At 66.6% G+C, this 14,357-nt stretch carries 13 protein-coding genes; 10 read left to right on the top strand and 3 right to left on the bottom strand.

Going from position 1 to position 14,357, the window contains the following annotated elements; genetic code table 11:
- Positions 1-3 precede the first annotated feature (3 nt).
- From tssK to tagH, 3 genes are read right to left on the bottom strand one after another with little or no spacing between them, the layout of a single operon-like run.
- Positions 4-1,338, bottom strand: coding sequence for a type VI secretion system baseplate subunit TssK (gene tssK, locus ACODS9_RS05645; RefSeq protein WP_367857376.1), 1,335 nt, complete (start codon positions 1,336-1,338; stop codon positions 4-6).
- A gap of 15 nt (positions 1,339-1,353) precedes the next feature.
- Positions 1,354-1,848, bottom strand: a complete 495-nt coding sequence (gene tssJ / locus ACODS9_RS05640; RefSeq protein WP_094011582.1) for a type VI secretion system lipoprotein TssJ — start codon at positions 1,846-1,848, stop codon at positions 1,354-1,356.
- A 49-nt stretch (positions 1,849-1,897) separates the two neighbouring features.
- On the bottom strand, positions 1,898-3,280 hold the full coding sequence (gene tagH / locus ACODS9_RS05635) for a type VI secretion system-associated FHA domain protein TagH (RefSeq protein ID WP_489093464.1): 1,383 nt from the start codon (positions 3,278-3,280) through the stop codon (positions 1,898-1,900).
- A gap of 396 nt (positions 3,281-3,676) precedes the next feature.
- Between tagH and tssA the strand changes: the two genes are divergently transcribed.
- From tssA to tssH, 10 genes are all read left to right on the top strand, one after another.
- The gene (gene tssA, locus ACODS9_RS05630; RefSeq protein ID WP_217867564.1) at positions 3,677-4,714 is read left to right on the top strand and encodes a type VI secretion system protein TssA; all 1,038 of its coding nucleotides are present in this window, start codon (positions 3,677-3,679) and stop codon (positions 4,712-4,714) included.
- Positions 4,715-4,786: 72 nt separating this feature from the next.
- A complete protein-coding gene (gene tssB / locus ACODS9_RS05625) occupies positions 4,787-5,302 on the top strand; it encodes a type VI secretion system contractile sheath small subunit (protein ID WP_489093463.1) in 516 nt (171 codons plus the stop codon).
- An 11-nt stretch (positions 5,303-5,313) separates the two neighbouring features.
- On the top strand, positions 5,314-6,807 hold the full coding sequence (tssC, locus tag ACODS9_RS05620) for a type VI secretion system contractile sheath large subunit (protein ID WP_046857484.1): 1,494 nt from the start codon (positions 5,314-5,316) through the stop codon (positions 6,805-6,807).
- 94 nt (positions 6,808-6,901) lie between these two features.
- Positions 6,902-7,390 carry an Hcp family type VI secretion system effector gene (locus tag ACODS9_RS05615; RefSeq protein ID WP_023632508.1) on the top strand — a complete coding sequence of 163 codons (489 nt, stop codon included), beginning with the start codon at positions 6,902-6,904 and terminating at the stop codon, positions 7,388-7,390.
- 75 nt (positions 7,391-7,465) lie between these two features.
- The gene (locus ACODS9_RS05610; RefSeq protein ID WP_046857485.1) at positions 7,466-7,900 is read left to right on the top strand and encodes a type VI secretion system amidase effector protein Tae4; all 435 of its coding nucleotides are present in this window, start codon (positions 7,466-7,468) and stop codon (positions 7,898-7,900) included.
- The gene (locus ACODS9_RS05605) at positions 7,897-8,307 is read left to right on the top strand and encodes a hypothetical protein (RefSeq protein ID WP_401107607.1); all 411 of its coding nucleotides are present in this window, start codon (positions 7,897-7,899) and stop codon (positions 8,305-8,307) included. Before ACODS9_RS05610 ends, ACODS9_RS05605 begins: the two co-directional genes overlap by 4 nt.
- Positions 8,301-8,816 (top strand): type VI secretion system baseplate subunit TssE, encoded by a 516-nt coding sequence (gene tssE, locus ACODS9_RS05600; protein ID WP_038707176.1) that lies wholly within the window; start codon positions 8,301-8,303, stop codon positions 8,814-8,816. The genes ACODS9_RS05605 and tssE overlap by 7 nt, the downstream gene beginning before the upstream one ends.
- Positions 8,813-10,675 carry a type VI secretion system baseplate subunit TssF gene (tssF, locus tag ACODS9_RS05595; RefSeq protein WP_104444619.1) on the top strand — a complete coding sequence of 621 codons (1,863 nt, stop codon included), beginning with the start codon at positions 8,813-8,815 and terminating at the stop codon, positions 10,673-10,675. Before tssE ends, tssF begins: the two co-directional genes overlap by 4 nt.
- Positions 10,639-11,688 carry a type VI secretion system baseplate subunit TssG gene (tssG, locus tag ACODS9_RS05590; RefSeq protein ID WP_038707645.1) on the top strand — a complete coding sequence of 350 codons (1,050 nt, stop codon included), beginning with the start codon at positions 10,639-10,641 and terminating at the stop codon, positions 11,686-11,688. Before tssF ends, tssG begins: the two co-directional genes overlap by 37 nt.
- Complete coding sequence (gene tssH, locus ACODS9_RS05585; RefSeq protein ID WP_489093462.1) at positions 11,681-14,356, top strand: type VI secretion system ATPase TssH; 2,676 nt, start codon at positions 11,681-11,683, stop codon at positions 14,354-14,356. Before tssG ends, tssH begins: the two co-directional genes overlap by 8 nt.
- Position 14,357 lies beyond the last annotated feature (1 nt).

Raw genomic sequence — 14,357 nt, 5'->3', positions numbered from 1 at the left:
GGCTTATCCTCGAATGGCCCAGAAGGCCAGGTTCAGGCCGGGGAACTCGCCGGCGACGTAGAAGGCAAAACCACCGGAATGCTGCAGCTGCTTCCAGTGTTCGCTGCCCCGGTCGAGCTCGAAGTAGGTGGAACCGGCGTGGAACGGGATCTGCCGTGGCGCCACCGGCAGCGGCAGCAGGCCGATGCCCGGCAGTTGCAGGTTGACCAGGTCGCGGATGTGCTCCACCGCGCCGATCTTGCTCTGCTGGCCAAAGCGGCTGCGCAGGGTCTCGCTGGGCACGTCGGCGCGCACCACCAGCACGAAGCTGGCGCTGTCGAGCAGACTGCGGTCGGCGAGCATGCCGACGTGGATGCCGTAGGCCTTCTCGACCAGCGGGATGGCCACGGCCTTGCTGTCGATCAGCATCGACAGCGCCTCGCGCAGCGCGGCCATTAGCGGGGCGAAGGTCGCCGCCAGGTCGTCGTGCTGGTACACCGGATAGCTTTCCGGACGACGGCCATCGCGGGTGAAGGTGGCGAACTCGCCGGCCAGGGCCACCAGCTCGCTGTACAGCCGCTCGGGGTGCAGCGGCGTCAGCTGGTTGAGGTGCTCGACCAGCGGCTGGGCGCGGTTGACCAGTTGCAGCAGCATGAAGTCGGCGATCTCCGAGGCGCCGCCATTGGCCGAGGCGACCACGCGCCCGGCCAGGGCTTCGCCGCGCTGGTGCAGCAGACCCAGCAGCTCGCCACGAAAGCCTGAGAGCTGGTTGCTGGCGGCCACGTCGAGCAGCGGCGGGATGTAGCTGTCATCCAGCACCAGCGCACGGTCGGCACGCTTCTCGCGGATACGCACCACGCCCAACGCGGCATAGTCGCTCAGGCCATCCTCGGCGCGCAGCAGGCGCAGGGCGCGGCTGCCCAGGGCAAGCGGCGCGCGGTTTTCGAACGGGGCATTGTCGTCGCGCACTTCGCTGACACGGCTGACGTAACGCGCACCGTCAGGCACCTCGCCGTCGTCCACGGTATCGCGGGCGCCGGCACGCTTGAGCGGCAGGCCGAGGTAGATCACACCGTTGCGCAGGTCGTCGGGAATCTCCAGCGGCGCGGGCGGCAGGTCGTCACGGGGAATATCGAACGGCGTGCCATCCGGCAGCAGGCCACGGGCGCTGAGGATCGCCAGCTTGCCCTGGGCCAGCAGGCCCTGATCGATCAGCAGTTCGGAAAAGCCCCAGGCGGCGGCGCTGAGCGGCCGGCTGCGGGCATCGACGAAGTTTTCCAGGTAGCGGTCGTGCTGCTGGAAGTGCTGGGTGGTGATGAACATCCCTTCCGACCAGACCACGCGATTGTTCCAGGACATGCTTTCTCCGATTGCCTAGCGGGCAGGCTCAGGTTGTGGGGTGGCCACGGCGCTGCGCACGGCGCGCACATCGAGGCTGATCTGATAGTCACGGGGCGGTACCGGCAGCACGCTGCGCCACTGGGCGCGGTCGACCTCGCGGTAACCGACCACCAGGCCGACCTGGCGCGTGGCCGGGTCGAGCGGGCGCTCCAGGCGCAGCTGCTCGCCGGGCTGGAGCAGGACTTCATCCTGGTCGATCAGGTCGGCGGCCAAGGTGGCCTGGGCGCGTTCGGCCAGGGCGAAATAGTCGGCACGGGCAAAGGCGGCGCTGTTCTTCAGCTCGTAGATGCGCACCCGTACCGGCGCGGGCATGCCGCTGGCACCGGGGTTGAGCCCGGCGGCGGCGCTGAAGTACAGGGTGACGCCCGTGGCGGGCGCCGCCTCGGGGGCAGGCTCGCTCGGCGTGTCCTTGCTGCAGGCACTGAGCAGCACCATGGCCAGGGCTGCGATCAGTCTTGTTGCACTCATCCTCGTCCTCATGACGTCTTGTGTTCTTCCTGTATCCCGGGCGTTGGCCTCAGGAACGTTGAATGCGTTGGCTGTGGGCCTCGTAGGCGCGGCTGAACTCACGGCCGAACAGGTCCTGGAAGTCGTCTTCGGCCTCTCGGGAAATCTGGCTGTAGAGCTCGGTGAACTGCTGCCAGCAATGGGCCTGGCGCGAACCGCCGAACAGCTTGGCGAGCCCGGCGGCGGGTGCCAGGCGCTCTTCCAGGCGGGCGGGTTCGAAACGTTTGAGCAGGTGCTTGAGCGCCGCCTCGATGCCCGCCATCACCGCCAACTGGTGGGCGCGCAGGTCGTCGAAGCTGTCGCGTACCGCCTGGTCTGGGGCCATGAACGCCTGGTTGCCCTCGCGCAGCAGCAACAACAGTGCTTCGTCGGCATTGGGGGCGAACTTCAGCGGGTTGTTCTGTACCGGGGCGATGGTGGTCTGCTGCATGCGGAACTCGCCTTTCAGGCTGCTGCGCGCGCGCAACACATCGATCAGGCCTTCGACCATGAGCCGGTAGCTGCGGCCAATGGCCTCCATCTGCGCGGCGGCATCGACGGCGTCGATGCGCAGGTGCTCGATGCCTGCGCCACGCAGGAACGCCTGGAGCAGCGCATCGCTGTCAGCAGGCGCGGCAGCCGTCACGACGGGCTGCGGCCGAACAACAGGCTCGCTCGGGGTCAGTGGCTCCGGCAGCGGCGGTGGCGGAGCTGGCGCCAGTACAGGGGTGGGCTGGAGAACAGGTGCCGGGGTTTCATCGAACAGGTTCCAGTCATCCGGGATCACGCCCGGCGCGCCGGGCGTGGCTGCCGGTAACGGCGCGGGCGGCGGCGCCACCGGCGTGGGCGGTCGAAAATCATGCTGCTGCGCGGGGACATGATCCGGCTGGCTGACAGGCGGCACGCTGGAAGGGCCGAGGAAATCGAACAGATCCGGCAGGGTGTCGTGGCTCGATGCCCCCTGCAGAAAGGCGGCGGGCGCGCCGGCGATGGGCGCACTGGCGATGGGCGCACTTGGGGCGGCCCCCTGGTTGGCCATCAAGGCCTCGAAACTATGGGCCTCAGGCTGCCCGGCAAACGGGATCGACAAGCCGGAATCGATACGTGCCTGGATCTCGTAATCGCCAATTCGAATAACTTCGCCGTCCATCAACGGCTCACTGTTACCGCGACGCAGGCGAATACCGGCATGCACCAACTCCACGCCATTGGTGCTGTTATCGGTCAAATAGTAGCGACCATCCTTGAACTGGATCACACAATGTTTCGAAGAAACAAGGCGTTCCGGATCGGGAAGTACCCAATCATTATCCGCGGCCCGACCGACGCTGATGGCACCGTTTTCCAGCAACTTCTCCGGGCACTGCCCCGGGGTGATCTTGTGATAACTGGTAATGGTCAGGCAAAGTGCCATCATGCCTCCTTGCATATATATGAAACACTAATCTATCCATTTGAGTGGATAAACTAGCCCGACCTCGCATTTCGACCAAGCCCTTTGAAATCAAGGGCCCGATGCCAAAACACGCTTCCCGGAAGGTCGTATTAAACCCTATCGGCAAGGCACTTTGATGGCACCTGACCAATGGACGCCAAGGGTTGCCAACTGGTTCACAGTCACCTTGCGCGGCGCGTAGCTTACCTTGACAGCAATTTGGAAATAAACCATAAATGCGCAACTTAAGAGTGCCAAAGTGATATCACGGTGATATCAACTTCGCATTCTTTGAAAAGTTTGTGCGCCAATTCACATTTGTAACTTGGCGCATACGAAGCCCTCGCCAAGGGCCGATATGGAGATCGATTTCTGGTGAACTCACCGCAGCTGCTCGCCGCTGTTTCCGCAGACTTCCCGTGCGGCGACGACCTCGAATACGACGCCGATTTCCTGCAACTGGAACGCGATGCCCAGGGCCGCCCCGAGCGCGTGATGGGCGATGCCGTGCAAGCAGCCGAACCGCCGCAGTGGCGTGCCATCGAACAGTCCTGCACCGACCTGCTGCAACGCAGCAAGGACCTGCGCATCACCCACTTCCTGGTCCAGGCCAACCTGGCGCTGCACGGCCTGCCGGGCCTGGCCGCCAGCCTCGAGCTGATCCGCGACCTGCTCGGCGAGTACTGGCTGCACCTGCACCCGCAGCTGGACGCCGCCGACGACAACGACCCTACCGTACGCATCAACGCCCTGGCCGGCCTTACCTGCGACACCAACATCGGCCTGCTGCGCGACGCCGTGCTGGTGCGCTCCCGGGCGTTCGGCCCGGTGACCCTGCGCGCCGCCCTGCATGCAGCCGGTGTGCAGCACTTCGCCAGCGAACAGCTGAGCGCCGAGGAACTGGCCGCCGCCCTGCGCGATGCCGACCCCGAGCAGCTCGAACAGTGCCGCCAGGCGCTGCAACTGGCCCGCGACGCCCTTGACGTCATCGAGAGCCGGGTCAATGACCAGGTCGGCTCGTCCAGCGGCGTCGATCTGTCCGCGTTGCGCCAGCCGCTGCGCCAGGTCCAGCAAGTGCTGGCCGACTACAGCCCGGAAGGCGCAGCGCCGCCTTCGAGCAGCAGCGAAGAACAACCCGCCAGCAGCAGCCATGACGACCGGCAACCCGTTGCCAGCGCCGCCGCACCCCGCCCGACGGCGCGGCCCGGCGAAGTGAACAGCCGCGACGACGTGCTGCAGAGCCTCGAACGCCTGCTCCAGTACTACGCCCGCCACGAGCCCTCGAGCCCGTTGCCGGTACTGCTGCGCCGGGCGAAGAACCTGGTCAACGCCGATTTCGCGACCATCGTCCGCGACCTGATCCCCGAGGGTCTGTCGCAATTCGAGAACCTGCGCGGCCCCGAAGGCGACTGACGCCTCGACACCGCATCAACACCGACGCCCGCAACAAGCAACGCCGCCGTACCGGCGACCAGGAGGAACAACGTGGCGAAAGACAGCTCCCAGAAGTTCATCGCGCGCAACCGTGCGCCGCGGGTGCAGATCGAATATGACGTCGAGCTGTACGGCGCCGAGAAGAAGGTCCAGCTGCCCTTTGTCATGGGCGTGCTCTCGGACCTCGCCGGCAAGCCCGCCGAGCCACTGCCGGCGGTGGCCGACCGCAAGTTCCTGGAGATCGACGTCGACAATTTCGACTCGCGCCTCAAGGCCATGAAGCCCCGCGTGGCGTTCAACGTGCCCAACGAGCTGACCGGTGAAGGCAACCTGAGCCTGGACATCACCTTCGAGAGCATGGACGACTTCAGCCCCGCCGCCGTGGCACGCAAGGTCGACGCCCTGAACCAGCTGCTCGAGGCCCGTACCCAGCTGGCCAACCTGCTGACCTACATGGACGGCAAGACCGGTGCCGAGGACATCATCCTCAAGGCCATCAAGGACCCGGCCCTGCTGCAGGCCCTGGCCAGCGCGCCGAAATCCGCCGACACCGAGCCGAAGGCCTGAGGAGACCGACCATGAACGATCCGTTGCGCGACAGCCAGGCCCCGCAGGCGGCCACCCAGGACCCGAGCGAGTTCGCCAGCCTGCTGCTGCAGGAGTTCAAGCCCAAGACCGAGCGGGCCAAGGAAGCCGTCGAGAGCGCCGTGCGCACCCTCGCCGAGCAGGCCCTGGCGCAGACCAGCCTGGTGTCCAACGATGCCATCGGCTCGATCGAGCAGATCATCGCCGCCATCGACGCCAAGCTCACCGCCCAGGTCAACCAGATCATCCACCACGATGACTTCCAGAAACTGGAAAGCGCCTGGCGTGGCCTGCACTACCTGGTCAACAACACCGAGAGCGACGAGCAGCTGAAGATCCGCGTGCTCAACATCTCGAAGAACGACCTGCACAAGACCCTGAAGAAGTTCAAGGGCACCGCCTGGGACCAGAGCCCGGTGTTCAAGAAGCTCTACGAAGAGGAATATGGCCAGTTCGGCGGCGAGCCGTACGGCTGCCTGGTGGGCGACTACTACTTCGACCAGTCGCCGCCCGACGTCGAGCTGCTCGGCGAAGTGTCCAAGGTCTGTGCCTCGATGCACGCGCCGTTCATCTCCGCCGCCTCGCCGACGGTCATGGGCATGGGTTCGTGGCAGGAGCTGAGCAACCCGCGCGACCTGACCAAGATCTTCACCACCCCGGAATACGCCGGCTGGCGCTCGCTGCGCGAATCGGAAGACTCGCGCTACATCGGCCTGACCATGCCGCGCTTCCTGGCGCGCCTGCCCTACGGCGCCAAGACCGACCCGGTGGAGGCCTTCGCCTTCGAAGAAGACACCGACGGCGCCGACAGCAGCAAGTACACCTGGGCCAACGCCGCCTACGCCATGGCGGTGAACATCAACCGTTCGTTCAAGCACTACGGCTGGTGCTCGCGCATCCGCGGCGTGGAGTCGGGCGGCGAAGTCGAAGGCCTGCCGGCGCACACCTTCCCCACCGACGACGGTGGCGTGGACATGAAGTGCCCGACCGAGATCGCCATTTCCGACCGCCGCGAGGCGGAACTGGCCAAGAACGGCTTCATGCCGCTGCTGCACAAGAAGAACACCGACTTCGCCGCCTTCATCGGCGCGCAGTCGCTGCAGAAACCGGCCGAGTACGACGACCCGGACGCCACTGCCAACGCCAACCTGGCCGCGCGCCTGCCGTACCTGTTCGCCACCTGCCGCTTCGCCCATTACCTGAAGTGCATCGTTCGCGACAAGATCGGCTCGTTCAAGGAAAAGGACGAGATGCAGCGCTGGCTGCAGGACTGGATCCTCAACTACGTCGACGGCGACCCGGCGCACTCCACCGAGACCACCAAGGCCCAGCACCCGCTGGCGGCCGCCGAAGTGGTGGTCGAGGAAGTCGAAGGCAACCCGGGTTACTACAACTCGCGCTTCTACCTGCGCCCGCACTACCAGCTCGAAGGGCTGACCGTGTCGCTGCGCCTGGTGTCGAAGCTGCCTTCGGCCAAAGGGGCCTGATCATCGCGGGGCCCGCCCGCGCCCACGATGGGGGCGGGCGGGCTCCGCGATCAGCCACTACTACCGCTAACCGACGCGAAATCCCGAGGACATCATGGCTGTAGATATTTTCATCAAGATCGGCGACATCAAGGGCGAGTCCCACGACAAGGCCCACAAGGACGAAATCGACGTGCTCAACTGGAGCTGGGGCATGTCCCAGTCCGGCAACATGCACCTGGGCAGCGGCGGCGGTTCGGGCAAGGTCAACATCCAGGACCTGTCGATCACCAAGTACATCGACAAGTCCAGCCCCAACCTGATGGCTCACTGCTCCAGCGGCAAGCACATCGACAAGGTCAAGCTGACCGTGCGCAAGGCTGGCGGTGAAAGCCAGGTCGAGTACCTGATCATCAACCTCGAAGAGGTGATCATCAGCTCGCTGAGCACCGGCGGTTCGGGCAGCGACGACCGCCTGACGGAGAACGTGACCCTGAACTTCGCCAAGGTCACCGTCGACTACCAGCCGCAGAAGGCCGACGGCACCAAGGAAGGCGGCCCGATCAAGTACGGCTGGAACATCCGCTCGAACGTCAAGATCTGATCGACCGCGCCCGTGCCGCGCCTGGGCGCGGCGCGGGCGCACCTCCCCACGCGTCACCCGCTCACGGTGAACATCATGGCCAAGCCTTCTTTCATCAACCTGTGGAATGCCTACCCGAGCGTGTCCTCGCCCTGCGACGGCCCGTGGGACAACCAGTGCGCCATCCGCATGAGCATCGCGCTCAATGGCGAGATGAGCCTCAAGGTCAACAAATCGACCTATACCGAACCCAAGTGCGCCCACGAGCATGCCCGTGGCGCCGAATCCCTGGCCAACTGGCTGGAAACGCGACTGTTCTACCCGCTGAAGATTGCCGGTACCGCCCAGGCCCGCGAAGCGCTCAAGGCCAAGACCGGGATCATCTTCTACAGGGACTGCTTCGCCCGCAACGGGCAGAGCCAGGAGAACCGCACGGGCGACCATATCGACCTGTGGAACCGCGGCCTGACCAAAGGTTTCTCCGACCACAACTACCAGTCGAAGCAAGTCTGGTTCTGGGAGCTCACATGACCCGCGCTGCCCTGGCCGGTGCCCTGTTGCTGGCCCTGAGCGCCTGTGCCGACGCCGAACTGCTGAACCAGGCCAACCTGGGTGGGCAGACCGTGACGCTGAGCGAGAATGCCGGCCTGTGTGTGCTCGATCGCGGCGAACAGCGCCTGGCGCTGGACATGCAATGGCCCTGCGGCCTGAGCCCGGACCGCGCCGGCAAGGCCCGGGTCGAGCAGTTCAATGGCACGCCGATCGTGCTGGTGACCCATGTGCAGCCACACCCGACGCTCAAGGGCGAATGCCTGAAGACCTCGCGCGCCGTGCGCCTGACCCAGGCCGGCCTGGAAGCCTCAACCCCGGCGCCGAGCGCCTCGTGCGACACCGGCTTCGAAGACCAGAAAATGTTCACAGGGATGTTCCAGTGGTAGCTGAAATCGCCACCCGCGACCGCCTGCAGCCTTCGCTGCTGGATCGCCTGACCGACGATGACCCGGGCAACCCGCAGGAAGCCCCCGACAAGCGCGTGCTCAGCCTGCAGCAGCTCAAGGCCTCGGTACTGCGCGACCTGGCCTGGCTGCTCAACACCACGTCGCTGCTCGACACCGGCGCCACGCTGAACTCCCCGGCCGGCGCCTCGGTGATCAACTACGGGCTGCCGGCATTGGCCGGCAACAGCGCGTCGAACATCGACCTCAACGCGCTCGAACGCATCATCCACCAGGCCATCGCCACCTATGAGCCGCGCATCCTCGCCCATACCCTGAAGGTACGTGCCCAGGCCGCGCCCGGCGAGATGAACGCCAACGCCCTGAGCTTCGAGATCGAAGGCGACCTGTGGGCCCAGCCGGCGGCCCTGCCACTGCTGCTGCAGACCGACGTCGACCTGGAATCCGGGCACGTGCGCGTGGCCCCCGCCGACCGCCGGAGGCGCGCATGAACCCGCGCCTGCTCGAGCTGTACAACCAGGAACTGCAGCACATCCGCGAGGGTGCCGCCGAGTTCGCCAAGGAATACCCGAAGATCGCCGGGCGCCTGACGCTGTCCGGGATCGAGTGCGCCGACCCTTACGTCGAGCGCCTGCTCGAAGGTTTCGCCTATCTCACCGCGCGGGTGCAACTCAAGCTCGACGCCGAGTACCCGACTTTCACCCACAACCTGCTGGAAATCGCCTACCCGCACTACCTGGCGCCGACGCCGTCGATGACCGTGGTGCAACTGCAGACCGATCCCGACGAAGGCTCGCTGGCCGCCGGATTCCAGCTACCCCGTGACAGCGTCCTGCGCGCCAATCTTGGGCGCAACTCGCAAACGCCCTGCGAATTTCGCAGCACCCAGGACGTCACCCTGTGGCCGTTGCAGGTGGCCCGGGCCGAGTACTTCGGCAACCCCGGCGCCGTGCTCGGGCGCCTGGCCGCCAGCGAACCGAAAGCCCGCGCCGGGCTGCGCCTGACCCTGCGCAGCGGCGCCGAGATTCCGTTCTCCAGCCTGCCGCTGACGCACTTGCCGCTGTACCTCAACGGCGCCGACGAAACCCCGTTCCGCCTGTACGAACAATTGCTGGGCAGCGCCTGCGCGGTGTTCGTGCGCCAGCCGGGCGCCGACTGGGTCGAACGCATCCCGGTCGAGGACGCCTTGCTGCCCTGTGGCTTCGATGACCGCGAAGCAGCGTTGCCGGTGGTGCCGCAGGCCTTCCAGGGCTATCGCCTGCTACAGGAGTATTTCGCCCTGCCCCAGCGCTACCTGTTCGTCGACTTCGCCGGGCTGGAGCGCGCGGTCAAGCGCTGCGACGGCCAGGAGCTGGAGCTGCTGGTGCTGTTCGACCGCATCGACGCCGCGCTGGAAAGCAGCGTGGGCCCTGCCCAGTTCGTGCCGTTCTGCACCCCGGCGATCAACCTGTTCCCGCGCCGGGTGGATCGCATCCACCTGACCGACCGGGTCCACGAGCACCATGTGATCGCCGACCGTACCCGGCCCACCGATTTCGAGATCCACTCATTGCAGCGGGTCACCGGCCACGGTACCGGGCCGGACCAGGAATTCCTGCCGTTCTACGCGGTGCGCGACCCGTCGCGCTATGGCCGTGACCAGGCGTACTATCTGGTGCGCCGCGAACCGCGCGTGCTCTCCAGCGAGCAGCGGCGCAACGGTACGCGCTCCAGCTACATGGGTAGCGAGACCTTCGTCAGCCTGGTCGATGGCAACCAGGCGCCGTACCGCCATGACCTGCGCCAGCTGGGCATCAGCGCGCTGTGCAGCAACCGCGACCTGCCGCTGTTCATGAATGTCGGCGACGGGCGCAGCGACTTCAGCCTGGCCGACAGCGCACCGGTATCCGCCGTGCGCTGCCTGGCCGGCCCCAGCCGACCAAAGGCCAGCCACGCCCACGACAACCGGGCCTGGCGCCTGATCAGCCAGTTGTCACTGAACTACCTGTCGCTGGCCGAGCAAGGCCAAGGCGCCGCCGCCCTGCGCGAGCTGCTGCGCCTGTACGGCGACCAGCAGGACAGCGCCCTGCAGCTGCAGATCGACGGCCTGCGCGAAGTCAGCTGCAAACCCTGCACGCGGCGCCTGCCGATGCCCGGGCCGATCGTCTTCGGCCGTGGCCTGGAGATCACCCTGACGTTCGACGAGAACGCCTTCCGCGGCACCGGTGTGTTCCTGCTGGGCGCGGTGTTCGAGCGCTTCCTGACCCGCTATGTGTCGATCAACAGCTTCACCGAAACCGTGCTGCGCACCAGCGAACGAGGCGAGATCATGCGCTGGAAAGCCAAGCCCGGGCGCAGGCCGAACCTGTGAATACGCTACAGGCCATGCAGGCCGAGCCCTGGGAATACGACTTCTTCCAGGCGCTGCGCCGTCTCGAGGCGGAGAACCCCGAGCTGCCACGCTTCGGTCACTCGCTGCGCCTGGCCGACGAACCGGTGCGCCTGGGCCAGCGCCTGGACTGCGGCTTCGCCCCGGCGACGCTGGCCTCGGTCACGGCCAACGACGACCAGCCAGCGCGCCTGGAGCAGTTCTTCTTCGGCCTCGGCGGTCCCAACGGCCCGCTGCCACTGCACCTGACCGAGTACATGCGCGAGCGCCAGCGCAACCACGCCGACCCGACCAGCAAGCGCTTCCTCGATGTCTTCCACCACCGCCTGCTGAGCCTGTTCTATCGCGCCTGGGCCGAGGCCCGGCCGACCGTCAGCCATGACCGCCCGGGCGACGATTACTGGGCCGCGCGCCTGGCCGCCCTCAGCGGCCGCGGTCAACCGGAGCTGCAAGGCCAGGGGCCGCTGGCCGATACCGCCAAGCTGCACTGGTCCGGCCACCTGGCGGCGCAGACCCGCTACCCGGATGGCCTGTGCAGCATCCTGGCCAGCTACTTCGGCGTGCCGGTGAAGCTCGAGGAATACGTCGGCCAGTGGCTGGAGCTACCTGAACGCAGCCAGCTCGGCGTGCGCGCCAACCGCCTGGGCGTCGACCTGTGCCTGGGCCGCTATGTCTGGGACCGCCAGCACAAGTTCCGCCTGTGCCTGGGCCCGCTGACCCTCGACCAGTACCACGCCCTGCTCCCCGGCGGGCAGGCGTTCGTCGAGCTGGCCGCGTGGGTCGCCGAGTACCTGGGCCAGGAACTGGACTGGGACCTCAACCTCATCCTCGCGCAGGGCCAGGTGCCCGCGCTGCAACTCAATGCCGGCCAACGCCTGGGGTTCGATACCTGGCTCGGCCGGCCGTCGCACGATGCCAACGACCTGAAGCTTGCCCGGTACTACGCCGAGCGGCCGGTCAACGCCCCGCCAACAAGGAGTCAGGACCATGGGTGAAATCAGCCGCGCCGCGCTGTTCGGCAAACTCAACAGCGTCGCCTACAAGGCCATCGAGGCCGCCACGGTGTTCTGCAAGCTGCGGGGCAACCCCTATGTCGAGCTGGCGCACTGGCTGCACCAGCTGCTGCAACTGCAGGACAGCGACCTGCACCGCATCATCCGTCAGTTCAACGTCGAGCCGGCGCGCCTGGCCCGCGACCTGACCGACGCACTGGATCGCCTGCCGCGAGGCTCGACATCGATCACCGACCTGTCCTCCCAGGTCGAGGAAGCCGTCGAGCGCGGCTGGGTGTACGGCAGCCTGATGTTCGGCGAAAGCCAGGTGCGCACCGGCTACCTGCTGGTCGGCATCCTCAAGACCCCGAGCCTGCGCAACGCCCTGCTGGGGCTGTCCAGCGAGTTCGCCAAGCTGAAGGTCGAGGCCCTGAGCGAGCGCTTCGACGAGTACGTCGGCGACTCGCCGGAAAACAACCTGGCTGCCAGCGACGGCTTCAGCGCCGCGGCCCCGGGCGAAGCCAGCGGCGCGGTGGCGCCGGCGGCGATGGGCAAGCAGGAGGCGCTCAAGCGCTTCACCGTCGACCTCACCGAGCAGGCGCGCAGCGGCAAGCTCGATCCCATCGTCGGCCGTGACGAGGAGATCCGCCAACTGGTGGACATCCTCATGCGCCGCCGCCAGAACAACCCGATCCTCACCGGCGAGGCCGGCGTCGGCAAGACCGCCGTGGTCGAAGGCTTCGCCCTGCGCATCGTCGCCGGCGACGTGCCGCCGGCCTTGAAAGACGTCGAACTGCGCAGCCTGGACGTCGGCCTGCTGCAGGCCGGCGCCAGCATGAAGGGCGAGTTCGAGCAGCGCCTGCGCCAGGTCATCGAAGACGTGCAGGCCTCTCCCAAGCCGATCATCCTGTTCATCGACGAAGCCCACACCCTGGTCGGCGCCGGTGGCGCGGCCGGCACGGGCGATGCCGCCAACCTGCTCAAACCGGCCCTTGCCCGTGGCAGCCTGCGCACCGTGGCGGCGACTACCTGGGCCGAGTACAAGAAGCATATCGAGAAGGACCCGGCGCTGACCCGGCGCTTCCAGGTAGTCCAGGTGGACGAGCCGAGCGAGGCCAAGGCGTTGCTGATGATGCGCGGCGTGGCCTCGACCATGGAGAAGCACCACCAGGTGCAGATCCTCGACGAAGCGCTGGAAGCCGCCGTGAAGCTGTCGCACCGCTACATTCCGGCGCGCCAGCTGCCCGACAAGTCGGTGAGCCTGCTTGACACCGCCTGCGCCCGCGTGGCCATCAGCCTGCACGCGGTGCCGGCCGAGGTGGACGACAGCCGTCGGCGCATCGAGGCGCTGGAAGTCGAGCTGCAGATCATCGCCCGTGAGGCCGCCATCGGTGTGAACACCGGGCAACGTCAGGCCCAGGCCGACAGCCTGCTGACCGAGGAGCGCGAGCGCCTGGCCGCCCTGGAAAGCCGTTGGGCCGAGGAGAAAGCCCTGGTCGACGAGCTGCTGGCCACCCGCGCGCAACTGCGTGAACAGGTTGGCGTGGTCGATCAGGAAGTGGACGTGCAGGGCAGCCATGAACTGCGCGAAAAACTCATCGACCTGCAGCAGCGCCTGAGCCAGCTGCAAGGCGAGAGCCCGCTGATCCTGCCAACCGTGGACTACCAGGCGGTGGCCTCGGTGGTCGCCGACTGGACCGGTATTCCGGTGGGGCGCATGGCGCGCAACGAGATCGAGACCGTGCTCAACCTCGACTCGCACCTGGCCAAGCGCATCATCGGCCAGGACCACGCGCTGAAGATGATCGCCAAGCGCATCCAGACCTCCCGCGCAGGCCTCGACAACCCGAACAAGCCGATCGGTGTGTTCATGCTCGCCGGCACCTCCGGCGTGGGCAAGACCGAGACCGCCCTGGCCCTGGCCGAGGCCATGTACGGCGGTGAACAGAACCTGATCACCATCAACATGAGCGAATTCCAGGAAGCCCATACCGTCTCGACCCTCAAGGGCGCGCCCCCCGGCTACGTCGGCTACGGCGAAGGCGGCGTGCTGACCGAGGCCGTGCGCCGCCGCCCGTACAGCGTGGTGTTGCTGGACGAGGTGGAAAAAGCCCACCCCGACGTGCACGAGATTTTCTTCCAGGTATTCGACAAGGGCGTGATGGAAGACGGCGAAGGCCGCCAGATCGACTTCCGCAATACCCTGATCCTGCTCACCACCAACGCCGGCACCGAGCTGATCGCCAACACCTGCAGGGATCCGCAGGCCCTGCCCGACCCCGAGGCCGTGGCCACCTCGCTGCGCAAGCCGCTGCTGGAGATCTTCCCGCCGGCGCTGCTCGGCCGCCTGGTGACCATCCCCTACTACCCGCTCAGCGACACCATGCTCAAGGCCATCACCCGCCTGCAGCTGGAGCGCATTCGCAAGCGTGTGGAAGGTACCCACAAAGTCGGCTTCGCCTACGACGACGACGTGGTCGAGCTGATTGTCTCGCGCTGCACCGAGACCGAAAGCGGTGGCCGCATGATCGACGCCATCCTCACCAACGGCCTGCTGCCGGACATGAGCCGCGAGTTCCTCACCCGCCTGCTCGAAGGCAAGCCGCTGGCCAGCGTCAGCATCAGCCGTCGCGACAACGACTTGCACTATGACTTCGGCGCCGCCGACTGAC

The organism is Pseudomonas sp. FG36, from assembly GCF_057809275.1.
Note: the sequence above shows the minus strand (reverse complement) of the source record. Positions and strands in the feature narration are given on the sequence as shown.

Excerpts from the sequence above, each read along its gene's own strand:
- tssC (WP_046857484.1), top strand. The coding sequence starts at position 5,314 with ATGAACGATCCGTTGCGCGACAGCCAGGCCCCGCAGGCGGCCACCCAG.
- tssF (WP_104444619.1), top strand. The coding sequence starts at position 8,813 with ATGAACCCGCGCCTGCTCGAGCTGTACAACCAGGAACTGCAGCACATC.
- tagH (WP_489093464.1), bottom strand. The coding sequence starts at position 3,280 with ATGGCACTTTGCCTGACCATTACCAGTTATCACAAGATCACCCCGGGG.
- ACODS9_RS05610 (WP_046857485.1), top strand. The coding sequence starts at position 7,466 with ATGGCCAAGCCTTCTTTCATCAACCTGTGGAATGCCTACCCGAGCGTG.
- tssJ (WP_094011582.1), bottom strand. The coding sequence starts at position 1,848 with ATGAGTGCAACAAGACTGATCGCAGCCCTGGCCATGGTGCTGCTCAGT.
- tssK (WP_367857376.1), bottom strand. The coding sequence starts at position 1,338 with ATGTCCTGGAACAATCGCGTGGTCTGGTCGGAAGGGATGTTCATCACC.
- ACODS9_RS05615 (WP_023632508.1), top strand. The coding sequence starts at position 6,902 with ATGGCTGTAGATATTTTCATCAAGATCGGCGACATCAAGGGCGAGTCC.
- ACODS9_RS05605 (WP_401107607.1), top strand. The coding sequence starts at position 7,897 with ATGACCCGCGCTGCCCTGGCCGGTGCCCTGTTGCTGGCCCTGAGCGCC.
- tssH (WP_489093462.1), top strand. The coding sequence starts at position 11,681 with ATGGGTGAAATCAGCCGCGCCGCGCTGTTCGGCAAACTCAACAGCGTC.